At 68.6% G+C, this 23,114-nt stretch carries 23 protein-coding genes; 7 read left to right on the forward strand and 16 right to left on the reverse strand.

The genetic code is table 11. The features are described from left to right. Window positions 1-23: 23 nt before the first annotated feature. From ABZ720_RS03285 to ABZ720_RS03295, 3 genes are all read right to left on the reverse strand, one after another. A complete protein-coding gene (locus ABZ720_RS03285) occupies window positions 24-305 on the reverse strand; it encodes a hypothetical protein (protein WP_366553778.1) in 282 nt (93 codons plus the stop codon). After that, on the reverse strand, window positions 298-1,728 hold the full coding sequence (locus ABZ720_RS03290) for an arylsulfotransferase family protein (protein ID WP_366553780.1): 1,431 nt from the start codon (window positions 1,726-1,728) through the stop codon (window positions 298-300). The genes ABZ720_RS03285 and ABZ720_RS03290 overlap by 8 nt, the downstream gene beginning before the upstream one ends. Before the next feature lie 232 nt (window positions 1,729-1,960). Beyond that, window positions 1,961-2,701: a TetR/AcrR family transcriptional regulator gene (locus ABZ720_RS03295; RefSeq protein WP_366553782.1), complete on the reverse strand. Its 741-nt coding sequence runs from the start codon at window positions 2,699-2,701 to the stop codon at window positions 1,961-1,963. 148 nt (window positions 2,702-2,849) lie between these two features. Between ABZ720_RS03295 and ABZ720_RS03300 the strand changes: the two genes are divergently transcribed. Next, window positions 2,850-4,052: an acyl-CoA dehydrogenase family protein gene (locus ABZ720_RS03300; RefSeq protein WP_366553784.1), complete on the forward strand. Its 1,203-nt coding sequence runs from the start codon at window positions 2,850-2,852 to the stop codon at window positions 4,050-4,052. A gap of 226 nt (window positions 4,053-4,278) precedes the next feature. Here the strand turns inward: ABZ720_RS03300 and ABZ720_RS03305 are convergent, their stop codons facing one another. The 5 genes from ABZ720_RS03305 to ABZ720_RS03325 all read right to left on the reverse strand — a co-directional run bounded on the left by ABZ720_RS03305 (window position 4,279) and on the right by ABZ720_RS03325 (window position 8,958). After that, a complete protein-coding gene (locus ABZ720_RS03305; RefSeq protein ID WP_366553786.1) occupies window positions 4,279-5,637 on the reverse strand; it encodes a TldD/PmbA family protein in 1,359 nt (452 codons plus the stop codon). Between the two features lie 69 nt (window positions 5,638-5,706). After that, complete coding sequence (locus ABZ720_RS03310) at window positions 5,707-6,435, reverse strand: pyrimidine 5'-nucleotidase (protein WP_366553788.1); 729 nt, start codon at window positions 6,433-6,435, stop codon at window positions 5,707-5,709. A 56-nt stretch (window positions 6,436-6,491) separates the two neighbouring features. Then, a complete protein-coding gene (locus tag ABZ720_RS03315; RefSeq protein ID WP_366553790.1) occupies window positions 6,492-7,046 on the reverse strand; it encodes a hypothetical protein in 555 nt (184 codons plus the stop codon). A gap of 10 nt (window positions 7,047-7,056) precedes the next feature. Next, window positions 7,057-7,863, reverse strand: a complete 807-nt coding sequence (gene xth / locus ABZ720_RS03320; protein ID WP_366553792.1) for an exodeoxyribonuclease III — start codon at window positions 7,861-7,863, stop codon at window positions 7,057-7,059. Between the two features lie 336 nt (window positions 7,864-8,199). Beyond that, a complete protein-coding gene (locus ABZ720_RS03325) occupies window positions 8,200-8,958 on the reverse strand; it encodes a gamma-glutamyl-gamma-aminobutyrate hydrolase family protein (RefSeq protein ID WP_366553794.1) in 759 nt (252 codons plus the stop codon). A gap of 115 nt (window positions 8,959-9,073) precedes the next feature. Between ABZ720_RS03325 and ABZ720_RS03330 the strand changes: the two genes are divergently transcribed. After that, window positions 9,074-11,716: an AMP-binding protein gene (locus tag ABZ720_RS03330; RefSeq protein ID WP_366553796.1), complete on the forward strand. Its 2,643-nt coding sequence runs from the start codon at window positions 9,074-9,076 to the stop codon at window positions 11,714-11,716. A 4-nt stretch (window positions 11,717-11,720) separates the two neighbouring features. On the opposite strand, the gene ABZ720_RS03335 is transcribed toward ABZ720_RS03330, so the two are convergent. Beyond that, a complete protein-coding gene (locus ABZ720_RS03335; RefSeq protein ID WP_366553798.1) occupies window positions 11,721-11,927 on the reverse strand; it encodes a DUF6494 family protein in 207 nt (68 codons plus the stop codon). Window positions 11,928-12,039: 112 nt separating this feature from the next. Here ABZ720_RS03335 and ABZ720_RS03340 point away from each other — a divergent pair, with 112 nt between their 5' ends. From ABZ720_RS03340 to dapE, 3 genes are all read left to right on the forward strand, one after another. After that, on the forward strand, window positions 12,040-12,996 hold the full coding sequence (locus tag ABZ720_RS03340) for an acetyl-CoA carboxylase carboxyltransferase subunit alpha (RefSeq protein ID WP_366553800.1): 957 nt from the start codon (window positions 12,040-12,042) through the stop codon (window positions 12,994-12,996). 117 nt (window positions 12,997-13,113) lie between these two features. After that, a complete protein-coding gene (gene dapD, locus ABZ720_RS03345; RefSeq protein WP_366553802.1) occupies window positions 13,114-13,974 on the forward strand; it encodes a 2,3,4,5-tetrahydropyridine-2,6-dicarboxylate N-succinyltransferase in 861 nt (286 codons plus the stop codon). Window positions 13,975-13,979: 5 nt separating this feature from the next. Then, window positions 13,980-15,152, forward strand: coding sequence for a succinyl-diaminopimelate desuccinylase (gene dapE / locus ABZ720_RS03350; protein WP_366553804.1), 1,173 nt, complete (start codon window positions 13,980-13,982; stop codon window positions 15,150-15,152). Here the strand turns inward: dapE and ABZ720_RS03355 are convergent, their stop codons facing one another. The 3 genes from ABZ720_RS03355 to modA are packed head-to-tail and all read right to left on the reverse strand — an operon-like array spanning window position 15,153 to window position 17,735. Beyond that, window positions 15,153-16,277, reverse strand: a complete 1,125-nt coding sequence (locus ABZ720_RS03355) for an ABC transporter ATP-binding protein (protein ID WP_366553806.1) — start codon at window positions 16,275-16,277, stop codon at window positions 15,153-15,155. Further along, window positions 16,270-16,938, reverse strand: a complete 669-nt coding sequence (modB, locus tag ABZ720_RS03360) for a molybdate ABC transporter permease subunit (protein WP_366553808.1) — start codon at window positions 16,936-16,938, stop codon at window positions 16,270-16,272. Before modB ends, ABZ720_RS03355 begins: the two co-directional genes overlap by 8 nt. Before the next feature lie 5 nt (window positions 16,939-16,943). After that, window positions 16,944-17,735 (reverse strand): molybdate ABC transporter substrate-binding protein, encoded by a 792-nt coding sequence (modA, locus tag ABZ720_RS03365; protein ID WP_366553810.1) that lies wholly within the window; start codon window positions 17,733-17,735, stop codon window positions 16,944-16,946. A 135-nt stretch (window positions 17,736-17,870) separates the two neighbouring features. On the opposite strand from modA, the gene ABZ720_RS03370 reads away from it, so the two are divergent. Further along, complete coding sequence (locus tag ABZ720_RS03370; RefSeq protein WP_366553812.1) at window positions 17,871-18,221, forward strand: TraR/DksA family transcriptional regulator; 351 nt, start codon at window positions 17,871-17,873, stop codon at window positions 18,219-18,221. 36 nt (window positions 18,222-18,257) lie between these two features. Beyond that, window positions 18,258-19,823, forward strand: a complete 1,566-nt coding sequence (locus tag ABZ720_RS03375; RefSeq protein WP_366553814.1) for a gamma-glutamyltransferase — start codon at window positions 18,258-18,260, stop codon at window positions 19,821-19,823. Between the two features lie 9 nt (window positions 19,824-19,832). Here the strand turns inward: ABZ720_RS03375 and ABZ720_RS03380 are convergent, their stop codons facing one another. From ABZ720_RS03380 to ABZ720_RS03395, 4 genes are all read right to left on the reverse strand, one after another. Beyond that, window positions 19,833-20,135: an AzlD family protein gene (locus tag ABZ720_RS03380; RefSeq protein WP_366553816.1), complete on the reverse strand. Its 303-nt coding sequence runs from the start codon at window positions 20,133-20,135 to the stop codon at window positions 19,833-19,835. Further along, window positions 20,122-20,853: an AzlC family ABC transporter permease gene (locus ABZ720_RS03385; protein WP_366553818.1), complete on the reverse strand. Its 732-nt coding sequence runs from the start codon at window positions 20,851-20,853 to the stop codon at window positions 20,122-20,124. The genes ABZ720_RS03380 and ABZ720_RS03385 overlap by 14 nt, the downstream gene beginning before the upstream one ends. Then, a complete protein-coding gene (locus ABZ720_RS03390) occupies window positions 20,850-21,566 on the reverse strand; it encodes an AzlC family ABC transporter permease (protein WP_366553820.1) in 717 nt (238 codons plus the stop codon). Before ABZ720_RS03390 ends, ABZ720_RS03385 begins: the two co-directional genes overlap by 4 nt. A gap of 176 nt (window positions 21,567-21,742) precedes the next feature. Then, the gene (locus ABZ720_RS03395; RefSeq protein WP_366553822.1) at window positions 21,743-23,098 is read right to left on the reverse strand and encodes an MFS transporter; all 1,356 of its coding nucleotides are present in this window, start codon (window positions 23,096-23,098) and stop codon (window positions 21,743-21,745) included. Between the last annotated feature and the right edge of the window lie 16 nt (window positions 23,099-23,114).

Genomic DNA, 23,114 nt, shown 5'->3' on the forward strand with positions numbered 1-23,114 from the left:
GGCAGCCGACCTGTCTGGGTGCATCACGGGCGTCGCGACGCGTCCAGCGGTTCGGCGCGGGCGGGTTCGCTGTGGACAAGTTCGTCCTCGGCTACAATCCCGGCCCGCTCGGCCCGACGGCGGCGCAACATCTTGCGCAGCGGCCAGGCGACGATGAAGAGCAGCGCGGTGCCCAGGGCGATCAGCAGCGCCCACAGCGCGCCCAGCAGGCTCAGGCCCGCGCCGGGGCCGACATAGGCCTGGGCGGCGAGCGGCAGGCTGAGTGCCAGCACGCCGGCGGCGAGTGCGAAGAGGTGTCTAGTCATGGTTTTGCTCTCTCCCATCAAGGGGGGTGGACGTTGACGCGGCGAGTTCGGCCGTGTCGCTCAGATCAAGCGTGGCCAGGAAGTCCGGGTCGAAGCTGTCGGGGCTGAGGCGTTCGGCGGAGGCGACTATCGCGATGTGCTCCTCTTCCTCGCCGCCGCGGGCCGGGGTGAGATACTCCCAGACGATCTCTCCCTCCGGGGTGACCTCGAGGATCCGGCCGCCGTTGGACTCGACGATCAGGGTGTTGCCGTTCTCCAGGCGCTGCTGTTCGGCACGGATGGCGCTGTCCAGCGGCTCCTCGGCGCTGCCCGCGTAGTCCCACACGATTTCCATGCTCCGGGGATCGAACTCCATCACCCGGGAAATGCCCTCGTCCGACTGGTAGTTGCCGTAGTTGTCGAACAGCAGGATGTTGCCGTTGGGCAGTGGGTCGGCATCGTGCTGGCCGAGCCAGGGGCCGCGGGTTGCCCAGACCAGCTCTTCCCGCTCCGGGTTGATGACGCCGATGGCATTGAGCTCGCGGAAGGAAAGCATGACGTCGCCTTCCTCGGCGAAAGGCAGACTCTCGGCGGCCTCGGGCCCCACGAGGTTGACGGCGTTGGTGTGCAGCGGATCGCCGAGCGAGTAGCTGGCAACCGTGTGAATCAAGTGTCGATAAGGCGACCGGGCGACCGCTTCGGTCAGCGGCAACTTCAGCTGCTCCTCGCCCTCGGGCGAGAGCACCACGAGGTAGTCTTCCAGCCAGGCATCATCCAGGTGATTGAAGCCCTCCAGGCGCTTGCGCACGATTTCGTGCGTCAGTGTGTAGATCCGCCCGTCTGGCCCCACCGTAAGGTCATGGTGCGCCCGACCAGTGTAGAGCCAGAGCAGTTCAGAATCCCGGTTGAGCTTTGCCACGGCATAGCCGTAAGGCGTGTCGCCGTTGCCTTCGAGGACCGTCAGAAGGTCACCGTTGGGATAGAGATGCAGGTTGCGGAAATAGACGAAGTCGTCGGGACGCGGGCGCGGGAATTCGTAGCCCGCCTCCAGCATCGCGCTGAAGGGCAGGTGCCATTCGTGCAGCACCTCGCCGTCGAGCGACAGCAGCCGCGCGCGATTGGCCTCCCCCGAGGCGTAGAGGGTCAAGCCCTCCTGGGCGCGCGTGCGGTCCGACTGGGTCACGCCGCGCGCCTCGCTGCGCTGCGGATACCAGAGGTCGCCCGAATAGACGTCATCGTAGGCCGTGGCCTGGGTGTAGAGCGCCCGTCCCGCTTCATAGGCGCGGGCGATCTGCGGTCCCGGCGCGACTTGCGCCGTGCTGAGCAGCGCGCCGGCGAGAAAGGCTATGGCGAGCAGCGCGACCAGGAACCCGGCAAAGAACAGGCGGTCCAGTGCCGAGGTGTCGTCGGGTGGCGCTCTACGCTCGGCCTTTGGGGTTGCCATCCGTCTCCTTCCGATTGAACGACAAAAATCATGGCGCAGCGGGATGCGCGTCGCAGCGGGCCCGGCGGTCGCCATGTCTTCATGGACACTAGACGTAGCCCGCGGGGTCCCATTTCGCTTGTGACAGAAACGGGGGAAAAACGGCGCGTGGTTGCAGCCTCTCACAGCGGCGCCCGTCATGGCGGTTCGCTGCAGGCGGCAGGTCGGGCAGCCGGAGCGATTCGGGAGCGCGCTATCTTGTGGGCGTGCCGGGCGGACGGGGGGAAGCCAGTCCCTGGCCGATGAAGTCGAGCAGCGCGGCGATGTAGGCATCCGGCGTGACGCCGCGGGCGCGGTACTTCCAGCGCTTCAGGTACCAGTCCTGCAGCAGTGGCTTGATGAGCGCCGAGGTCATCACAGGATCCTGGAGCCGGAAATCGCCGCGGTCACAACCGGCGCGCAGGATGTCCAGGATCAGGGTCTCGGTCTGCATTTCCGCCGCTTTCACCCGCGCGCGGGCCTGGGGACCAAAGGCCCGGGCCTCCATGTAGGCGAAGGTGAACCAGGCGGGCATGGCTTCGGTGAGGCGCACGTGCCGGTCGATGAAGCGCTCCAGGCGGGCGCGCGGTTCGGCGGTGGCAGCCGCCGCCGGCTCCTCCGGCTCGATCAAGACCCGTTCCACCGCGTCGGTCACCCCATCCAGCATCAGGTCCAGCAGCCCCGACTTGTCCTGGATGTAAGTATAAAGCGCGCCCAGGCTGAGACCGGATTCGCGGCTGAGGTCGCGCATGGACATCTCGTGAAAGCTGCCACGCTCGGCCAGTGCCAGGGTCGCGCTGACGATGCGCGTGAGATTCGCGACTGCGGTCGCCGGTTTGCGCACGTCCATCTGCGCCTGGCGGCGCTCATAGAGCCGGGTGCAGAGCGCTTCCAGCGTCACGCCGTGGATTTCGGCGAAGTCCGGGGCGCTGCTTTCGGCCGGGACGGCTGCCATGCCTGGGTTCCTCAAGGTTCCTGGCTGTCGGTCTGTGCGAAAGAGCTTGCCAGCGCGCGGCTGGCAATGCAAATAATAACGAACGTTCGTTCATATTTCCAGCTCGGCAGCGCGCCTGCCCGGGCCCGCATCGGAAAGGAACCCTGCCATGGACTTCACCCTTCCCACCGAAATCGATGCCCTGCGCCAGCAGGTGCGCGCCTTCGTCGACTCCGAGATCATTCCGCTGGAGGCCGATCCTTCCGCCTATGACGAACATGAGAACATCGCCTCCCATGCCCTAGAGCCGCTCAAGGAGAAGGCCAAGCAGGCCGGCCTCTGGTCGCCGCAGATGCCCAAGGAGCGCGGCGGCATGGGGTTGGGCGTCGTCGGCATGGCGGCGCTCTATGAGGAGATGAACCGCTCGATCTTCGGGCCGGTCTGCTTCAACGCCTCCGCGCCGGACGACGGCAACATGATCCTGCTCAACCGCGTGGGCACCGAGGCGCAGAAGGCCCGCTGGCTGCAGCCCATCGTCGACGGCACCGTGCGCTCCTCCTTCGTGATGACCGAGCCGGATCCCGGCTCGGGCTCCGACCCGGCCGGCATGATGCTGACCCGGGCCGAGAAGAAGGGCGACAAGTGGGTGATCAATGGCCGCAAGTGGTTCATCACCGGCGCCGAGGTGGCGGAGCACTTCATCCTGGTCGCCCGCACCTCCGACGACCCGCGCAAGGGCCTGAGCTGCTTCCTGCACCACCGCGACGATCCCGGCTGGCGCATCGAGCGGCGCATTCCCATCATGGGGCCGGAGGAGCATGGCGGGCACTGCGAGCTGGTCTATGAGGGCCTGGAGATACCGGAAGAAAACCTGCTGATGCAGGTCGGTGACGGGCTGAAGGCGACGCAGATCCGTCTGGGCACCGCACGGCTGACGCACTGCATGCGCTGGACCGGCCTGGCCAAGCGGGCGCTGGAGATCGCCCAGTCCTATGTCAGCAAGCGTGTGGCTTTCGGCGAGAAGCTGGCCGACCACGAAAGCGTGCAGACCCTGCTGGGCGACGCGGCTATGCAGATCGAGATCGGCCGCCTGCTCACCATGAAGGCGGCCTGGAAACTCGATGCCGGTGATTTCGCCCGCAAGGAGGTCTCCATGGCGAAGATCGTGGTGGCCGACGCGCTGCACCAGGCCGTCGACACGGCGATCCAGCTCAACGGCGCGCGCGGCTACTCTAAGGACACCCCGCTGGAGTGGATGTACCGCTACGCCCGCCAAGCCCGCCTGGTTGACGGCGCCTCCGAGGTGCACAAGATGGTGCTCTCGCGCCACCTGATGAAGGAAGGCCAGGACTTCTGGGCCTGGGGCGTCTGAGTTCTTCCTCGTTTCCTACCGGCCGGGCGGACCCAGGCTGCTCGCCCGGCTTCCGGGGTGAGGAGCTGTCTTGTTTCTAGGTTATTGTGTCGTGCGAGTATTAGGTTTTTGTGTCGGGCTCTCGTTGCGCCGAGACCCTCATGCGTTTGGCGTGAGGCGATAAGCGCCTGAAATTACGACGTAAAGATTCAGTTCTGTGCTCTCGCGCGCAGGCTCCGAGCCAGGCTCAGGCGCCGGCCACGGTCAGGCCGTCGATGCGCACCGTGGGGGAATCGATGCCGAAGCGCAGGTCCAGGTCGTTGGCCGGGGTCAGGCCGGCGTACATCGTGAGCAGGTTGCCGGCCACGGTGGCCTCGCTCACCGGCGTGGTGATCTCGCCGTTTTCGATCCAGAAGCCCCCGGCGCCGCGGCTGTAGTCGCCGGTGACCGGGTTGACGCCCATGCCGATCATCTCGGTGATGTAGAAGCCTTCCTCGATCTCGCCGATCAGCTCCTGCGGCGAGCGGCTGCCGGGTGCCAGCCAGACATTCGAGCAGCTCGGACCCGGCGGGCCGGACACCCCGCGTGAGCCGTGCCCGGTGGGCGCCATGCCGAGTTGGCGGGCGCTGGCCAGGTCGAGCAGCCAGGTGGTCAGGCGGCCGTCGTCGATGATCGCCTGCTCGCGGGTCGGCAGGCCCTCGCCGTCGAAGGGGCGCGAGCGCAGGCCGCGGCGCCGGTGCGGCTCGTCGATGATGCGGATGCCCGGTGCAAAGATCGCCTCGCCCAGCTTGTCCTTCAGGAAGGAGGTGCCGCGCGCCACCGCCGGGCCGGAGATGGCCCCAATGAGGGAGCGCAACATGCCTGAGGCCATGCGCGGGTCGAGGACCACGGGCAGCTTGGCCGTGCGTGGCTTGCGCGGATTGAGCCGGGCGACCGTCCGCTCGCCGGCACGCCGCCCGACCGCGGACGGGTCGTCCAGGTCGGTCCCGAAGACGGTGGAGGAGAAGTCATAGTCCCGCTGCATCTCCAGGCCTTCGCCGGCCAGCACCGAGACTCCGACTGAATGGCGCGAGCCGACGTAGGTGCCGCGGAAGCCGTTGGTCGCGGCCAGGGACACGCGGGTCGAGCCCCAGCTCGCCTCGGCCCCTTCGGAGTTGGTGATGCCTGGCACGGCGCGCGCAGCCTCCTCGCAGGCGCGGGCGCGCTCGATGAGGGCCTCCGGGCTGGGCTCGACCGGGTCGTTGGACTCCACGTCGGGATGATCGTGGGCGAGCTGTTCCGGCTCGGCCAGGCCGCACCAGCGGTCTTCCGGCACCACCTTGGCCATGGCCACCGCGCGTTCGATCAGGGCGCTCAAGCTGTCGGCATCGTGGTCAGTGGTGGAGACCATGGCCTGGCGCCGGCCGATCAGCACCCGCAGGCCCAGGTCCAGGCTTTCCTCACGCTCCAGGCGCTCCACTTCGCCCAGGCGCTGGGCGTGGGAGATGGCCGTCGAGCGCAGCAGGATGGCGTCGGCCGCCTCGGCGCCGGCGGCCTTGGCCCGCTCCACCAGCTGCTCCACCAGCGCGGTGTCGGCGGCGGCGATGCGTTCGGGATCCTGGGTCATGGGCGTCCTTGCAGGGCTTATGGTGGCGGGGCAGGGCTTATGGTGGCGGGCAGTGAGGGATGGGGCGACTCAGGGCAGGGCGCGCAGCCAGTCACGCAGATCGTCGCCGCGGTGATGCACCCAGTCGGGCAGGGCGCTGGCGGTGTCTGCCGAGGCATCTGCCAGCCCCGCGCGGCTCCAGGGCGCGTCGTGCTCGATCCAGACCGTGGTCATGCCGCGCTCGTGCGCCGGCTTCAGGTTGCGCGCGGAATCCTCGAAGAAGACGGTGCGGCGGGGGTCGATGTCGAAACGCTCCAGAAGCTGGTCATAGGGTGCGTCGCTCGGCTTCGGCACAAACTCCGCCGCCACGATGTCGAAAATCGCCTCGAAGTGGTGGGCGATGCCCATGCGGTCCAGCACCTTCTCGCTGTAGGGCTGGTCGGCGTTGGTGAAGATCAGCTTGCGGCCCGGCAGCTGCGTCAGGATGTCGTTCATCTCCGGGTTGGCCTCTATGGCCGAGAGGTCGACATCGTGCACGAAATTCAGGAACGCCGTGGCGTCGATGCCATGCTCGTTCATCAGGCCGCGCAGCGTGGTGCCGTGCTCGTGGAACAGCCGCTTCTGCAACGCCTTGGCGTCTGCATGCGCCAGCGCGAAGTGCTGACAGATGAACTCGCCCATGCGCCGCTCCACCTGCGGGAAGAGATTGCAGGCGGCGGGATAGAGGGTGTTGTCCAGATCGAACAGCCAGACGTCCACCTCCTCCCGTTGGGGCAGGGGACGCGTCGAAATGAGGGACGTGGAAGAGGTCTCGCGCATGCCGGAAAGGTGGCCCCGGCGCCGCCGGAAGGCAAGCCTCCTCAGCGCTGCTGGGTCTACAGGCTGCCGAGTGAGCGTTCATCTGGTGGGGGGCGCGGCGGGTTGCGCTCGGGGTCGAGGCCGAGGGAGGCGAGATTGTCGGCGGTTGCCTCGTCCAGCGGCAGGTCGCGTCGGCGGGCGGCCTGCAGCGCGTGCCAGGCGATGTCGCGGAAGCCCTCGACCTGGCCGTCGAACTTCAGCTTGCCGCTGCGGCCCCAGAGCGTGAGTTCCAGCGAGCCGGCGCCCTGTTTGCGCTGGCGGCGCGAGCCGAAGTAGCGCAGGCGCAACCGCTCGATTTCCTCCCAGGCCAACTGCCGCCGGCCGAGGCCGTGGGTGGCGATGCCCTCCTGGTTGAGGGCGACGTGGGTGAGCTGCAACCGGGCGGTATAGAGCCCGAACGCCAGGAAGATGCCGCCCAAGCCCAGGAAGAGCCACAAGAGGAAGGGCATGGGTTCGGCGGCGAGCAGCACGAAGAGGCAGAAGGCCGTGCCCACGCCGGCGCGCAGATAGTCGCCCAGCAGCCGCCGCGGCGGGTAGCGATAGTGGACCGTTTCGTGCGGCACCTGGCTCATAACCCGTCCTTCAGGTGGCGATCTCGACCAGCAGCGGCACGTGGTCCGAAGGCTTTTCCCAGGCGCGGGTCGCCTTGACCACCTCCATGCGGGCGAGGGCGTCGTGCAGCGGCTCCGAGGCCAGGGCGTGATCCAGGCGCCAGCCGTAGTTGCGCTCCAGGGACTGCGGGAAGCGATAGCCCCACCAAGTGTAGAGCGGTTCGTCCTCCGGCACGAAGTGGCGCCCGACGTCGGTGAGCGCGCCGGCCTCCAGCAGGGTCGCCATGCGCTCGGATTCCATCGGCGTGTGGCCGACGGAGCGCACCAGGCGCTTGTGGTTCCAGACGTCGTTTTCCAGCGGGGCCACATTGAGGTCGCCCACCAGCAGCAGACGCCGGCCGCGGGCGTGCACCCGGGCCCAGGCGGCCATTTCCTCGAGGAAATCCAGCTTGTGGCCGAACTTGTCGTTGGCCTCGCGGTCGGGCGTGGGGCCGCCCGAGGGGACGTAGAAGTTATGCAGTTCGATGGGCCCGGCGCTGCCACCGGCCAGGCTGACGCTCAGATGACGCTTGTCGTCCTTGCTGCACCAGATGCGGTGATCCTGCGCCTCGAAGGGCAGGCGGGAGAGAATGGCCACGCCATTGTAGGCCTTCTGCCCACGGATCACCTGATGCGCGAAGCCCATCTCCGCCAGGTCGCTGGCAGGAAACTCCTCATCACGGACCTTGGTTTCCTGCAGGCAAAGCACGTCCGGCTGCCACTCGGCGACGAAGCGCGCCACGTGGTCCAGGCGTTGACGGATCGAATTGACGTTCCAGCTGACAATGCGAAGGCTCAAGAGCCGATCTCCTCCCACCCCGGATGGTCACGACCGGCCTTGTACCCAAGGCGGCGCGGCTTGTCATCCGAGGCGGGAGAGACCCGGGCAAAAGGAACGCCCGGTCGGGGGGCAGCCGGGCGTTCCATCGCTCCGCGGAGTTGTGGGAGTCTTTGGCAGGGGACCTCATTCTCCCACGATCGGGAGGCATCCTTTGCGGCGCCTCCTTGACACAATATTTAAGCGCACCGCACGAGACTGCAATAGGATACGGGACATTAAAAAGTGTTAATCGGCAGGGGGCGTGCCTGATCCACGTGCCGCTCTACTTGGCTTCCTCTCGGCCAAACACCCGGGTCAGCGCCCTTTCCGGTCTCCGTAGGCCCGGGCCTCCGCTGCGAATCGGTGGAAAAGCGCCACCGAGAGCGGATCATCCATCACCTTGTATTCCGGGTGCCACTGAACCCCCAGGGCAAAGCCCTTGGCGTCGCGTACCTCCACTGCCTCGATCGTGCCATCGGGGGCGGTGGCGTTGACGCTCAGGCGCGGCGCCAACCGGTCCACGGCCTGCCAGTGCAGCGAGTTCACCTCGGCCACCTCCGCCCCGGCGATGGCGTGGAGCAGGCCGCCCGGCGTGAGCGCGATGCTGTGGCGCTTGCCGTACTGCACGTCCATGTCATCGTGCTGCGGCCGGCGATGGTCGAGGCGCCCGGACAGTTCATGCACCCGCGGGTGCAGCGTGCCGCCCAGGGCCACGTTGAGTTCCTGCATGCCGCGGCAGATGGCGAAAAGTGGCAGCCCGGCCGCCAAGGTCGCCTCGATCAGCGGCAGGGTGGTGGCATCGCGCGCCTCGTCGTGGGGCGCATGCTCGGGCGTGGCCTCCCGTCCAAAGTGGCTGGGGTGCACGTTGGAGGGGCTGCCGGTGAGCAGGATGCCGTCCAGGCCCTCGAGCGCGGCCGGAATGTCCAGCAGTTCGCCCAGGGAGGGGAGCATGACCGGCACCGCATCGGCGGCCAGGACCACGGCGCGCACGTACTTGTCGCCGATGGTGTGGAAGCTTTGCCCGTCCAGACTGCGCACGCAGGCCGGCAGGCCGATGAGAGGTTTGCGCTGCATGATCCGTAGCTAGCGCCGGGGCGGTCGGGAAACAAGGCCTTTGCCGCGACCATGGGCCGCACCACCTCTGCGGTTTACACTCTGCTGTCCGACCAGGGCGATAAAGGGAGGAGAGATGACCGAATCATCCGCGCTCGGGCCGACGTTCCGGGAGTTCGTGACCGCGTTCGTCGAGGTGGGCGATGTGCCGGCGGTGCAGACGGTGCAAGGCGAACATATCGAGACCCTCACCTATCGTGAACTCTCCGACCGCGCGCTGCGCCTGGCCACCGGCCTGCACCGCCGGGGAGTGCAGCCGGGGGAGCCGGTGCTGCTCTTCGCGCCCAACTCCCTGAACTGGGTGACGGTGCGTCTCGCGCTGGCGGCCCTGGGCGCAATCGGCGTGGCGCTGGATGAGCTTACCAGCGATGCGGAATTGAAAGTGCTGCTGCCCGATTCGCGAGCGCGCCGGGCCTTCGTTTCCGGCGCCTTCCTCTCCCGGGTTCGGGACGTATCCGGGGATCTCGACCTGATTCGCCTGGACGGGGAAGCGGAGGGCGACCCGGCGCCGCATTGGCAGGACCTGCTGGCCGATACCCCGGAGACGCTGCCGCCGATTGCGGCGGACGACCCGATGATCCAGGTCTACACTTCCGGGACCACCGGTACGCCCAAGTCTTTCTTTCTCAGCCACGCCAATCTGCTGCACAACATCTCCGCCATGGTCGAGCGGCAAATCGTGACCGACCGGGATCGGGTGGTGATGCCCCTGCCGCTGCACCACGTCTTTCCCCTGACCATCGGCATCGGGGTCGGCCTGGGCAGCCGTGCCACCCTGGTGCTGCCCGAAGGGGTCACGGGGCCGCAGATCATGACCGCGCTCAAGGTGGCGCGCGCCACGGTCCTGCTCGGTGTGCCGCGGCTTTTCGCAGCGATCCTGGCCGGGCTGGAGGGGCGGGTGGCGCAGCAGCCTCGGCTGCAGCGCCTTGCCTTTCGCACGCTCTTCGCCCTGTCGCACTTCTGTCTGCGCCGCTTCGGCTGGCGCATCGGGCGCCGGCTTTTCGGCTCGCTGCACCAGCGCATCGCTCCCGACCTCTGGCTGCTCGCTTCCGGCGGCGCCAAGTTCGACGCCGAGATCATCTGGAAACTCGACGCCCTGGGCTGGGACACCCGCAGCGGCTGGGGGCTGGCCGAAAGCGCCTCGGTGCTGAGCTACAACCACGGCGGCCCGGGAAAGCGCATCGGCAGCGAAGGCAAGGCCCTGCCGGGCGTCGAACTGCGCGTGGCCGAGCCCGATGCCGAGGGTGTGGGCGAGCTTCAGGCTCGCGGCGGCTCGCTGTTCAGCGGCTATCGCGGCGGACCGGAGGTAAACGAAGGCGTCTTCACCGAGGACGGCTGGTTCCGCACCGGCGACCTGGGGCGCTTGGATGCGGAGGACTTCGTCTACATCCACGGCCGCGTGAAGGAGATGCTGGTCCTCGGCGGCGGCAAGAACGTCTTTCCGGAAGAAGTGGAGGCGGTCTATCGCGAAAGCCCGGTGATCGAGGAGATCGCCGTCATAGAGGAGCAGGGCGCGCTGGTGGCCGTGGTGGTGCCCGACATGGCCGCGGCCACCGCGGCCGGGACGGCCGTGGAGCCGGTCATCCGCGCAGCCCTGGCGGAGCAGGGCGCCAGGCTCGCGCCCTACCAGCGCCTGGCCGGCTTCGCGCTCAGCCGCGAACCGCTCCCGCGCACCCGGCTGGGCAAGTACCAGCGTTTCAAGTTGCCGGAACTCTATCGCCGCATCCGCGCCGGGGGGCAGCGCCCCGCAGCCGATGCCCCGCTGACGGCCGAGGACGGGGTCTTTCTCAATGAGGGGCGGCGGCGTGAACTCCTGGCCTTCCTCAAGGCGCGCTATCCCGACCGCCCGGTCAGCCTGGACGCTTCGCCGGGGCTGGATCTGGGGGTCGATTCCCTGGAGTGGGTCACCTTGAGCATGGAGTTGGAAAGCCGCTTCGGGCTGACCCTCCCCACGGCGGTGACGGCGGAGATTCTCTCGGTCAGGGACCTGCTGGCCCAGGTGAAGCCGCTCGAGGAGGGCGCCAGCGAGCGCGCCCTGATCCGGCCTCTCGCCGAGGAGGAGGCCGAGTGGCTGCGACCGCGCGGTCCGGGCATGCGAGCGCTGGGCGCCTTGCTCTATGGCCTCAACGCCGTGGTGCAGCGCTTCTACTTCCGGCTGGAACTGCGCGGCGAGCCCCTGCCGCCCGCCGATGCGGGGCCGGTGCTCTACGTCGTGAACCACCTGAGCGACCTCGACCCGCCGGTGATGGCGGCCGCCCTGGGCTATCGCCGGCTGCAGAGCCTGCGCTGGTCGGGCGAGCGCAGCCGCCTGTTCCACAGCCCGGTGATGCGGCTGGTCAGCCGGGCGGCGCGGATCTTCCCGGTGGACGAGCGCGACCCCTCGACCACGCTCTCCTATGGTGCTGAAACGCTGCGCCGGGGCGAATCGCTGGTCTGGTTCCCGGAATCCTGGCGTTCGCCGGATGGACGCTTGCAGAGCTTCCTGTCCGGTGTGGGGCACCTGCTGCTGGCACAGCCGGTGACGGTGGTCCCGCTCTATATCGACGGCACCTTCGAGGTCATGCCGCGACACGCCAGCTTCCCCCGTCCGGGGAAGGTGACGGTGACGGCAGGGCCGGCGCTGGAGGCGCAGTCACTGGCGGCGCTGGACGATGCCCAGGCCATTGCCGACCACCTGCGTGCGGCTGTCGCCGCGCTGGCGCCGCCCGACAAAAGGTAAGGGCTCAGCGGAAGCCGATGTCGCCGTCGACCTCGTGCGTGACATCCAGGCCCTCGATGGTGAGCACCACGCGGGCCTTCACGGTCTCCTTGCCTTCGAGCTTTCCGCTGTCTACGCCTTCGCGCACGGCCTCCTCGATCGCGCGCTGGGAGGTGACGCCGACCTTCTTGAGAAACTTGCGCATTTCCATGTTGAAACGATCTTCGTCCATCTCTGCATCTCCTTGAGTTCACTGCTGCAGCGGGTTGCGCAGGGGGGGCGGACATGGCACAGGAGCGCCGGCCGCGTGCGCTGGCCATCGCATCGTGCTATTGCCGAGCATCATGAAACACTATCTGGAATTCGAAAAGCCGGTCGCGGAACTCGAGAACAAGATCGAGGAACTGCGCCATCTCTCCGGCGACGACGAGCTCAACATCGCCGACGAGGTCGGGCGCATGCAGGCCAAGGCCGAGCGGCAGCTCAAGACGCTCTATGCCAAGCTCACGCCCTGGCAGAAGTGCCTTGTCGCGCGCCACCCTGAGCGGCCCCACGTCAAGGACTACATCGACAGCCTGGTCGAGGACTTCATGCCGCTGGCCGGCGACCGGCTCTACGGCGAAGACAAGGCCATCGTCGGCGGTTTCGGGCGCTTCAACGGCCGTACCGTCATGGTCATGGGGCAGGAGAAGGGCAGCGACACCAACAGCCGGGTCACCCACAACTTCGGCATGGCGCGGCCGGAAGGCTATCGCAAGGCCCAGCGACTGATGCAGTTGGCCCAGCGCTTCGGTGTGCCGCTGCTCACCCTGGTGGACACCGCCGGTGCTTATCCCGGCATCGGCGCCGAGGAGCGTGGGCAGGCCGAGGCCATTGCGCGCTGCATGGACATCAGCCTGCAGCTCGACGTGCCGCTGGTCTCGGTGATCGTGGGCGAGGGCGGCTCCGGCGGGGCCATCGCGCTGGCGACCACCGACGAGGTGCTGATGCTCGAGCACGCCATCTACTCGGTGATCTCGCCCGAGGGCTGTGCCTCGATCCTCTGGCGCTCCTCCGAGCAGGCGCAGGAGGCGGCCGAGGCGCTCAAGCTGACGGCGCAGGACCTCAAGGCCCTGGCGGTGATCGACGCCATCGTGCCCGAGCCGCTGGGCGGTGCCCACCGCGGCCGCGAGGAGACCATTGCTGCTGTCGGCGAGGCGGTGGAAGCCGCACTCCAGCGCCTCGAAGGCCAGGACGCTGTGAGCCTGCGTCGCAATCGGCGACAGAAGTATCTCGACATGGGCCAGAAGGGGCTGAGCTGACCCGCGGCGGTTCGGTTGACAGCCCGCAGTCCCTGGCCAATCCTCTCGCCTTTCCGCCCACCATCAATCGGGCCACCATCAATCGGGCCACCATCAATCGGGAGTGCCACCGCGGCCATGCAGAACGAAGATCTGAAGCAGGCAATCGAAACCGCCTGGGACGAGCGCGATAAAGTCAGCGTGGAAACCGGTGGTGTGGTGCGCGATGCCGTGGAACTGGCGCTGGAAGGCTTGGACAGCGGGCGCTTCCGCGTTGCCGAGCGCGACGACGAGGATAACTGGACCGTCAATCAGTGGCTGAAGAAGGCGGTGCTGCTCTCCTTCCGCCTCAACGACATGACCCTCATCAGCGGTGGGCCGCGCGACATCGATCGCGGTCAGGCCTACTGGTTCGACAAGGTCCCCTCCAAGTTCGCCGGCTGGAGCGACGAGCACTTCCGCAAGGCCGGCTTCCGCGCCGTGCCCAACTGCACCGTGCGGCACTCGGCCTATGTGGCGCCCGGCGTGGTGCTGATGCCGAGTTTCGTGAATCTGGGCGCCTATGTGGACAGCGGCACCATGGTGGACACCTGGGTGACCGTTGGCTCCTGCGCGCAGATCGGCAAGAACGTCCATCTCTCCGGCGGCGTGGGCATCGGCGGCGTGCTGGAGCCGCTGCAGGCCGGTCCGGTGATCATCGAGGACAACTGCTTCATCGGCGCCCGCTCCGAAGTGGTGGAAGGCGTCATCGTGCGCGAGGGCTCGGTGCTCTCCATGGGCGTGTTCATTGGCGCCTCGACCAAGATCATCGACCGCAACAGCGGCGAGGTCTTCGTCGGCGAGGTGCCGTCCTATTCCGTGGTGGTGCCGGGCACCATTCCGGGCAAGCCGCTGCCGGACGGCTCGCCGGGGCCTGGGCTCTACTGTGCGGTGATCGTCAAGCGCGTGGATGAGCGCACCCGCGCGAAGACGGCGATCAACGAACTGCTGCGGACCTGAGGTCTATGGTGGCGGCCGCCGGCTCCCATCGTCCGCTCGACCCCGTCGACCTGACGCTGCGCCTCATCCGCTGCCCCAGCGTGACGCCGGCGGAGGGCGGGGCGCTCGACCTGCTGCAGCAGGAACTCGAGGCCCTGGGTTTCGCCTGCACCCGCCTGCCGTTCGAGGAGGCGGGCACCGCCCCGGTGGACAACCTCTGGGCCAGGCTGGGGGAGGGTGCGCCCCACTTCTGCTTTGCCGGACACACCGACGTGGTGCCGCCCGGCGAGGCCGAGGCCTGGGAGGTGGACCCCTTCGCCGGGACGCTGCGCGAGGGTCAGGTGATCGGGCGCGGCGCCGCCGACATGAAGGGCGCCATCGCCGCCTTTGTGACCGCCGTCGCCGCGCATCTTGCCTTTGTGGGCGAGGTGCCGGGCAGCATTTCGCTGCTGATCACCGGCGACGAAGAGGGGCCTTCGATCAACGGCACCCGCAAGGTGCTCGAATGGCTGGCCGAGCGGGGCGAGCGTATCGATGCCTGCCTGGTGGGCGAGCCGACCAATCCCCTGGAACTGGGCGATATGGTCAAGATCGGCCGGCGCGGCAGCCTCACCGGGCGGCTGACGGTCCAGGGCAAGCAGGGGCACATCGCCTATCCGCACCTGGCGGACAATCCCTGCCACCGCATGGTGCCGCTGCTGCAGGCGCTGATCGCCGAGCCGCTGGATGCCGGCAGCGAGCACTTCCAGCCCTCCAGCCTGCAGATCGCCAGCATCGACGTGGGCAATTCCGCGACCAACGTCATCCCCGCCCAGGCCCGGGCCGTCTTTAACGTCCGCTTCAACGACCACTGGACGGGCGCTTCCCTGGAGGCCTGGATCCGCGAGCGCCTGGCCCAGGTGGATCAGGGCTGGGAGCTGGACGTGCGCGTCTCCGGCGAATGCTTCCTCACCCCGCCTGGGCCGCTGGCCGAAGCCGTGGTGCAGGCGGTGGCAGCCGAGACCGGACGCAAGCCGGAACTCTCCACCAGCGGCGGCACCTCCGATGCCCGCTTCATCCGCGCCTACAGTCCGGTGGTGGAATTCGGCCTCGTCGGCCAGACCATGCACCAGGTCAACGAACGGGTGGCCGCTGGCGACATCGAGGTCCTGAGCCGCATCTACGAACGGGTGCTGGAGCGGGTCTTCGCTGCCCGGTGATCATTCGACCGTCGGGTCGTGCTCCATCAGGTGGATGGCGTCGGCCAGCAGGGAAACCCGCACCGCCTCGCCCGGCGCCAGGCCGTTGCGCCGCGCCACATGGGTCGGCAGCGCCAGGCTGATCGCGGAGGCCTGCGGCGCTTGCGTGCGCAGTTCCAGCGAGCAGGTTTCGCCCAGCTCAACCATCTCCGCCACCGTGGCCTCCACCGGATTCTCCCGCTCGCCGCGTGAGGGGCGATCGCGCCGGTGCAGCAGCACGCTGCCCGGCGGTATCACCCAGCTCACCGCCTGCCCGGGCCAAAACTCCGGCCGATGGCGGGCTTCCAGCACCTGTGTCCCCCAGCGCAGCAGTGTGAAGCCCTGATCGGGGCGCTGCTCCACGATCTCGCCGCTGTAGAGGTTGCGCAGGTCCACCAGCCGGGCTACGGCGGCGCTCGTGGGACGGGTCAGAACCTCGCCGGGCGGCCCCTCCTGCAGGCTGCGGCCCTGGTGGAGGATGACCATGCGATCGGCCAGCGCCGCGGCCTCTTCCAGGTCGTGGGTGACCAGAACGATGGGAATGCCCAGCAAGCGTCGAAGCTGTGCCAGTTCGCGCTGCAGCTTGCGTCGGGTGACCTGATCCACGGCGGAAAAGGGCTCGTCCAGCAGCAGCACCCGCGGCTCCCGGGCCAGTGCCCGGGCGAGCGCCACGCGCTGCTGCTGCCCGCCGGAGAGTGCTCCCGGTCGGCGATGCTCCAGCCCCGCGAGATGCACCATTGCCAGCAGGTCCTCGGCGCGTGCACGCCGCTCGCCCCGGGGCAGGTGGCCCAGGGCGGCTGTCACATTGTCCCGGGCGCTGAGATGGGGAAAGAGTGCGTAGTGCTGGAACACCAAGCCGCAGCGCCGTTCCTGCGGGCTGCGGCAGAGGCGGCGCGCGCTGTCGAACCAGATCTCACCGTTGACCGCGATCCGGCCGCCGGCGGCCCGGTGCAGGCCGGCAAGGCAGCGCAGCAGCGTGGTCTTGCCGCTGCCCGAGGGGCCGACCAGGGCCACAAGCTCGCCCGGCGCTGCCGAGAGCTCCGCCTGCAGGGGGATGGGGCGGCTCTGATGGAGCTGCGCCCACAGACCGTCGCCACCCTCAGCCACGCCCTTGCCCCACCCGGCCGCTGAGGCCGTGCACCAGCGCGATGGCCGCGAGCGAGAAACCCAGCAGCGTGGCGGCCATGATGCCCGCCGCCGGCTCGTCGAAAGCTTGCACCCGGTCGTAGATGGCAATGGCGATGGTGCGGGTTTCGCCCGGTATGTTGCCGCCGACCATCAGCACCACGCCGAACTCCCCCAGGGTGTGGGCGAAGGTCAGCACCAGGGCGGAGAGAATGCCGGGCCAGGCCAGCGGCAGTTCGATGCGCAGGAAGGTCTTCCAGGCGCTCATGCCGCTGCACCAGGCCGCCTCGCGCACCTCGCGGCTCACGGCTTCGAAGCCGCGCTGCATCGGCTGCACGGCAAAGGGAATGTTGAAAATGATCGAGGCGAGCAGCAGCCCCTCGAAGGTGAAGACCAGCGATCCACCGAACAGCGCCTCATAGGCGCGTCCCAACCAGGTGCCGCTGCCGAAGGCGCTCAGCAGGTAGAAGCCCAGCACCGTGGGCGGCAGCAGCAGCGGCAGGGCGATCAGTGCCTGCACCAGCGACTGGCCCAGGAAGCGATGCCAGGCCAGCACCCGGGCCGCCAGCAGGGCAAGCGGCAGCAGAACCAGCGTGGTCCAGGCCGCGAGCTCCAGGGAAAGGCTGAAAGCCTGCCAATCCACCCCGACTACTCCGCGCCGTCCGGCAGGGTAAAACCATAGCGGTCGAGGAGATCACGCGCCTCCTCAGTCTGCAGGTAATCGTAGAAGGCCTCGGCTACCGGGCCGGACTTGCGGGTCAGCACCATGCGCTGGCGCAAAGGAGCGTGCAGCGCCTCGTCGACCAGGGCATAGTCGCCTCGGCCTTCCATGGTCGGCGCAAGGACGAGAGAGTAGGCGACCAGGCCGCCCTGCGCTGCGCCGCTCAGCGCGAATTGCGCCGCCTGGGAGACGTTCTCGCCCAAGATCAGCGTCGGCTGAACCGCCTCCCACACGCCGCTTGCCTCCAGGGCCTCGCGCGCGGCCTGGCCATAGGGTGCGTGTTCGGGGTTGGCGATCGCCAGTCGGGTCAGGCGCCCCGCCGCAGCGGCTTCGCCCAGGTCCTCCAGCCTCAGGTCATCCACCGCGCTGTCCTCGCGCAGGGGCGAGCCGGCTGGCAGCAGCAGAACCAGTCGCCCCTGGGCATAGAGCGCCCCGCTGTCGCGCGTGTGGCCGCCCTCGACCAGGCGTTCCACATAGGCTTCGTCGGCCGAAAGGAAGAGCTCGAAGGGCGCCCCATTGGCGATCTGGCGCGTGAGATTGCCGGACGATCCGAACACCAGCCGCAGCGGTTCGCCGCTGTCGCGCTCGAAGGCGTCGGCCAGTTCGCTCAGCGCGAACTGCAGGTCCGAGGCAGCGGCCACCAGCGCTTGTGCGGTGGCCGCGCGCCAGGGCACCAGCACCAGGGCGAACAACAGGAGTGCGGACAGCAGTCGGTGCACGGGAAATCCCCTCGTTATGTCCTTGAGGATATAACGAGGGGCGGGCCGGCGGAAGAGTGTTGTCGGGAAAGAGAGCGGGAAGGGCGGCGCCCGGCATCTTGCGGCGCGAGGGCCGGGCAGCCTAGCCTAGTTTCCATGGACCAAGATCTGACAGCCGATGAGATCGAAGCCTTTCGCCAGCGCCTGCTGGCGCGGCGGGAGGCCATTCTTGCGGAGAGCTCGCAGACGCGCGACGACCGGAAGCCGGTGACGCTGGACCAGCAGTCGGTCGGCCGCCTGTCGCGCATGGACGCGCTGCAGCAGCAGGCCATGGCCGAAGCGGTGGAGACGCGTCGGGCTCACGAAGCCCGCCGGATCGACGCGGCGCTTGCGCGCATTGCCGACGGCAGCTTCGGCGAGTGCCTGCGCTGTGGCGAACTCATCGCCCGCAAGCGACTCGATCTCGATCCAACGATTCCCAACTGTGTCGACTGCGCGTCCGCATGAGGCGGCGCGAGCTTCTCAAGGACAGGACAGACCATCATGGCCGACAGCTTTTCCCACCGACAGACCGTAACCAAGCCCGCCGTTGTGAGCGAGGGCGGCATCGTTGCGGCCCAGAATCGCCTGGCGGCGCAGGCCGGATCGGCCGTGCTCGCCGGCGGTGGGAACGCGGTCGATGCGGCGGTGGCGACGGCCTTTGCCATCGGCGTGGTCGAACCCTGGATGAGCGGTGTCGGCGGCGGAGGGCTGCTGCTGCACCGCGATGCGGCCAGCGGCCGGGTGCGGGCCTGGGATTTCGGCATGCGCACGCCCCGGGCCCTCGATCCGGCCGACTATCCCATCGTCGAAGGCGAGGATGCGGATCTCTTCGGTTGGCCCCTGGTCAAGGACTCGCGCAACCTGCGCGGCGGCACGGCCATCGCGGTGCCGGGGCAGGTGGCCGGCATGGCGGCGGTGCTGCAGGCTCTGGGCACGCTGTCCTGGGACGCGGCCTTGGCGCCGGCGATCCTGCTGGCGGAGCGCGGCGTGCCGCTGGACTGGTTTTCCCTGCTGCAGATCGCCCAGCACGCCGGAGATCTGGCGCAGAACGAGGCCAGCGCAGCGCTCTATCTGCGCGACGGCCACCCTCCGGCCCAGCTCCAGCCCGCGGTCTGCCTGCCCAACCCCAAGCTGCGCGAGATGCTGCAGCATCTGGCCCGGACCGGGGCGCGGGATTTCTATGAGGGCGACCTGGCTGCGCGCATCGTGGCCGATGTCCAAGCGGCGGGCGGTTGCCTCAGTGCCGAGGACCTGCGCGGCTATCAGGCGCGCGAGGTCGAGCCGCTCACGGTGTCCCGCGGCCAGGCCGAGCTGCACGTGCTGCCGGAGCTGAACGGCGGCCCCACGCTGGCGCGTGCCGTGACGCGGCTGGGCGAGAGCTGGACCGGCGGGGCGCCGGACGGGGCCTTCTACCTCGCGGTTGCCGAGGCGCTGCGCGAGGCCTTTGCCAACCGCCTGTCGCATCTGGGCGACGTGGATGGGGCGCGCGGCCCCTCCTGCACCACGCACATCTCGGTGGTCGACCGCGACGGAAACATGGTGACGCTGACCCAGACCCTGCTGTCGGTATTCGGCTCGAAGGTCACGCTGCCCTCCAGCGGCATCCTGATGAACAACGGCGTTAACTGGTTCGATCCGCGCCCCGGGCGCCCCAACTCGCTGGGGCCCGACAAGCGCACGCTCTCGAACTATGTGCCGGTGCTGGGGGTGACCCCGGAAAGGAGCTTTGCAATCGGTGCCTCGGGCGGGCGCAAGATCATTCCGGCCATGACCCAGCTCGGCCTGATGCTGGGCGTGGGCGGGATGACACTGGAAGAGGCGCTGCATCAGCCGCGCATCGATGTCAGCGGGCCGGACCTGGTGACGGTCGACCCGCGCCTCGATGCCTCGATCCGCTCGGCCCTGGCGGCGGTGCATCCCGTGCAGACGGCGGCCGCGGGCTTCGCCCCGAACAACTACGCCACGGCGCTGGCGGTGCTGCGCGAGCAGGGTCGCAACCACGGCGCCGTCGAGCCATTGCATCCCTGGGCGGAAGCGGTGTCGGAAGACGAGGTGCCCTCGGCCTGACGGCGGGCGCTACAGGAGATATCGCAGCAGCGCGACCGTACCGGCGCCGGCCAGCAGGCTGAACAGCAGCGGCACCTTGAGCGCGGCGGTGCCCACCACGGCCAGGGCGCCGGCCCAGGTGGGCGGCCCGCCGCTCAGCACCGGCGGGGTGACCAGGGCGATGAACATGGCGCCGGGCAGGTGGTGCAGGAAGCCGTCCAGGAAGCGGCTGCGCGGCAGGCGCTGCACCAGGAAGAAACCCGAAGCGCGCACGGCGTAGGTGGCCAGGGCCATGCCGAGAATGGCGAGCAGGGCCATGCTATCGACGTCCATTGAGCAACGCTCCCGTGGTGGCGCCGGCCAGAGCGCCGACAAGCAGGTAGGAGGCGCCCGGCAGGAATTGCCAGGCGAGCAGCGAGGCGCCGGCGGCCATGGCCCAGGGTCCGATGCTGCGATGGCGCTCGAAGAGCGGCACCAGCATGGCCAGGAAGCAGGCGGCAACCAGGAAATCCAGTCCCCAGGCCTCGGGATCCTCCAGCAGGTGCCCGAATGCAAAGCCGAAACCGGTGGAGGCGATCCAGATGAGCCAGAGCAGGATGCCTGCGCCGACGAAGTAGGCCGCGTCGCGCTTGCCCCGGCGGATCTCGCCGAGACTCAGCGCGAAGTTCATGTCGACCAGAAGCAGCAGGCTGCCGTAGGCCGTTGCCGGGGGCAGGGGCGCCAACCAAGGGCGCAGCGCCGCCGCCATCATCATGAAGCGCAGGTTGACGAAGGCCGCGCCCAGGGAAAGCAGCAGGATCGAGGGCGGATCGGCCCAGAGCTCCAGGGCCAGAAGCTGCGAGGCGCCGGCGAAGACCAGGCCGCTCATCAGCAGCGATTCCAGTGCGCTCAAGCCGCGCTGATCCGCCAGGAAGCCGAAGAGTGCGCCGAAGGTCGCCGCACCCATGCCCAGGGGCAGGGCGGCCAGGAAGCCGTGGCGGAAACCCGCCAGCGTGAAAATCACTTCGCCCGGCAGGTCGCCAGGCCGGCGGGCACGCCCGACACTGCTCATGAGCGCACCTCGAATGACGGCTCACCGTGCCTTCCGAGCACCGCACCCAGCAGGCTGCCCGCCAGACCGCCGGCGACCAGGTACCAGGTGCCGGGCAGCAGGTCATGCAAAAGCCAGGCGGTGAGCCCGGCGGCCAGCCAGGGCAGCAGGTTGCGGCTGGGCCCTTCCCACATGGGAATCATCAGGGCCAGGAAGACCGCCACCGCAACGAAGTCCAGGCCCCAGACTTCGGGCGCGGTCACCAGGCCGCCGAAGATGCGACCGAGTGCGCCGGACAGCAGCCAGAAGCTCCAGAGCGCAAGCCCGGTGCCAAGATAGAAGGCGGCGTCGCGATTGCCGCGGCGCATCTCCGCCACGCCCACGGCCCAGTTCTCATCGGCGGTGAAGAAGAGGCTGCCATAGGCCCTAAGCGGGCCGACAGGCGCCAGCCAGGGACGCAGCACTGCGGTCATCATCATGTAGCGCAGGTTGATGACCCCAACGGCCACCATCAGGGCCAGAACCGGCACCGGCTCCTGCCAGATCTCCAGGGCCAGCATCTGCGCTGCCCCGGCGAAGACGAGGGCGGACATCAGCATGGTTTCCGCCAGGCTGAGGCCCTTCTGGCCGGCCACCAGGCCGTAGACCAGGCCGAAGACCGACACCCCAAGCGCAATCGGCAGCGTTCGCAGGTACCCCTGGCGCAGGCCGCTGGACGTGAAGACGACGGTCATCCGACACCCCCCGTGAACTGCCGCGGCTCAGGCCGCTGGGGGGAGGACTGGGCAGCTCGCAGACGCACGGCCGACCGCGCCCATCCGGCGGCGGTGCTGCAGTGCGGAGGTTGGCCGGCATGGCCTGTCGAAGCTGCGTGGCATGCCGGCTTGGGTGCGCTGTGGCACGGCGCTTGTCAAGCCGGCGCCGGCGCAGCGCTGCCTTGCACCTCGGTGTTCGCTCCGTCCCAGTCGGGTGCGTTGGCCTCGTCCTCCGCTCCGGTCTCGGCCTGCGTTTCGGATGCCTCGTCCTCGGCAAGCGCCTCGGTCACCAGGGCGGCGGTGCCGACAGCGCCGGTGACGCTGCCGGCGAGCGGCACGTAGGCACCCTGCTCCTCCAGCGGCACCATGGGGCTGCGGGTCATGCGGTACAGGGCGAAGAGGCCGACGGCGCTGTGCAGCAGGATCAGCCAGAGGAAGAAGGCCTCCGGGCCCTGCAGCGACATGGCGAGCCCCACCAGCACCGGCCCCAGGCTGGCGCCCAGGCCGACCAGGAAATAGAGCGTCGAGCTGGCCGCCACCATCTGGTCCAGGCGCAAGTGGTCGTTGCTGTGTGACACCACCAGGGCATAGAGCGGCAGGGAGGTGCCGCCCACCAGGGTCATGCAGACGAAGACCGCCAGCATGTTCCCCAGCAGCGCGGAGAAGAGTGCGCCGGTCGCCGCGAGCGCCGCGCCGAAGGTCACCACCGTGAGCACCAACCGGCGGTCGAAGCGGTCGGACAGGCGGCCGATGGGGAACTGCAGCAGGATTCCGCCCAGGAACACCACACCCATGAAGAGCGAGACCTCCGCCAGTGCGAGGCCGATTTCCCGCGCAACCACCGCCCCCATGCCGAAGAGCGCGCCGTGCGACATGCCGGTGCCGACAGCGCCGATCGCGCCCAGCGGCGAGATGGCGTAGAGCTCCTGCAAGGAGAGCTTGGAGGGCGTCTCGAAGGCCGGCGTCGGGCTGGCGGAGATCAGCATCGGCACCACGGCGAGCGAGATCAGCACCGAGACGAGGATGAAGAGATCGAAGCCGCTGGGATCGGCCACCGTCAGCAGGAACTGCCCCGCGCCCATGCCGGCCAGGGAGATGGTCATGTAGAGCGACAGCAGGGAGCCGCGGTTGTGGTTGTCGCTGCGCTCGTTCAGCCAGGACTCGGCCACGATGTAGAGTGCCGCGAAACAGAACCCGGTCACCAGGCGCATGGTGAACCAGGGCAGGGGGTGCACGAAGAGGGCGTGCAGCAGCACCGCCACGGAGGCCAGAGAGGCGAAGGCGCCGAACACCCGCACGTGTCCCACGCGCTGCACCAGCCGCGGCGTGATGATCGATCCCAGCAGGAAGCCGAGGAAGTAGCCGGCCATGACCACACCGGTCACCCAGGCGGGAAAGGCCTCCATATTGGCGCGCACGCCAAGCAGGGCGTTCTGCAGCCCGTTGGCCAACAGAATGACGGCAATGCCCAGGAACAGCGCCCAGAGCGCGGACAAAGAGTGCAGCAGCATGGATCCCTCCGTCGGG

Origin of the sequence: Aquibaculum sediminis, assembly GCF_040712085.1 — a bacterium.
Classification (GTDB): Bacteria; Pseudomonadota; Alphaproteobacteria; order Kiloniellales; family DSM-21159; genus Aquibaculum; species Aquibaculum sediminis.

Excerpts from the sequence above, each read along its gene's own strand:
- ABZ720_RS03285 (WP_366553778.1), bottom strand. The coding sequence starts at position 305 with ATGACTAGACACCTCTTCGCACTCGCCGCCGGCGTGCTGGCACTCAGC.
- ABZ720_RS03290 (WP_366553780.1), bottom strand. The coding sequence starts at position 1,728 with ATGGCAACCCCAAAGGCCGAGCGTAGAGCGCCACCCGACGACACCTCG.
- ABZ720_RS03295 (WP_366553782.1), bottom strand. The coding sequence starts at position 2,701 with ATGGCAGCCGTCCCGGCCGAAAGCAGCGCCCCGGACTTCGCCGAAATC.
- ABZ720_RS03300 (WP_366553784.1), top strand. The coding sequence starts at position 2,850 with ATGGACTTCACCCTTCCCACCGAAATCGATGCCCTGCGCCAGCAGGTG.
- ABZ720_RS03305 (WP_366553786.1), bottom strand. The coding sequence starts at position 5,637 with ATGACCCAGGATCCCGAACGCATCGCCGCCGCCGACACCGCGCTGGTG.
- ABZ720_RS03310 (WP_366553788.1), bottom strand. The coding sequence starts at position 6,435 with ATGCGCGAGACCTCTTCCACGTCCCTCATTTCGACGCGTCCCCTGCCC.
- ABZ720_RS03315 (WP_366553790.1), bottom strand. The coding sequence starts at position 7,046 with ATGAGCCAGGTGCCGCACGAAACGGTCCACTATCGCTACCCGCCGCGG.
- ABZ720_RS03325 (WP_366553794.1), bottom strand. The coding sequence starts at position 8,958 with ATGCAGCGCAAACCTCTCATCGGCCTGCCGGCCTGCGTGCGCAGTCTG.
- ABZ720_RS03330 (WP_366553796.1), top strand. The coding sequence starts at position 9,074 with ATGACCGAATCATCCGCGCTCGGGCCGACGTTCCGGGAGTTCGTGACC.
- ABZ720_RS03335 (WP_366553798.1), bottom strand. The coding sequence starts at position 11,927 with ATGGACGAAGATCGTTTCAACATGGAAATGCGCAAGTTTCTCAAGAAG.
- ABZ720_RS03340 (WP_366553800.1), top strand. The coding sequence starts at position 12,040 with ATGAAACACTATCTGGAATTCGAAAAGCCGGTCGCGGAACTCGAGAAC.
- dapD (WP_366553802.1), top strand. The coding sequence starts at position 13,114 with ATGCAGAACGAAGATCTGAAGCAGGCAATCGAAACCGCCTGGGACGAG.
- dapE (WP_366553804.1), top strand. The coding sequence starts at position 13,980 with ATGGTGGCGGCCGCCGGCTCCCATCGTCCGCTCGACCCCGTCGACCTG.
- ABZ720_RS03370 (WP_366553812.1), top strand. The coding sequence starts at position 17,871 with ATGGACCAAGATCTGACAGCCGATGAGATCGAAGCCTTTCGCCAGCGC.
- ABZ720_RS03375 (WP_366553814.1), top strand. The coding sequence starts at position 18,258 with ATGGCCGACAGCTTTTCCCACCGACAGACCGTAACCAAGCCCGCCGTT.
- ABZ720_RS03380 (WP_366553816.1), bottom strand. The coding sequence starts at position 20,135 with ATGGACGTCGATAGCATGGCCCTGCTCGCCATTCTCGGCATGGCCCTG.
- ABZ720_RS03385 (WP_366553818.1), bottom strand. The coding sequence starts at position 20,853 with ATGAGCAGTGTCGGGCGTGCCCGCCGGCCTGGCGACCTGCCGGGCGAA.
- ABZ720_RS03390 (WP_366553820.1), bottom strand. The coding sequence starts at position 21,566 with ATGACCGTCGTCTTCACGTCCAGCGGCCTGCGCCAGGGGTACCTGCGA.
- ABZ720_RS03395 (WP_366553822.1), bottom strand. The coding sequence starts at position 23,098 with ATGCTGCTGCACTCTTTGTCCGCGCTCTGGGCGCTGTTCCTGGGCATT.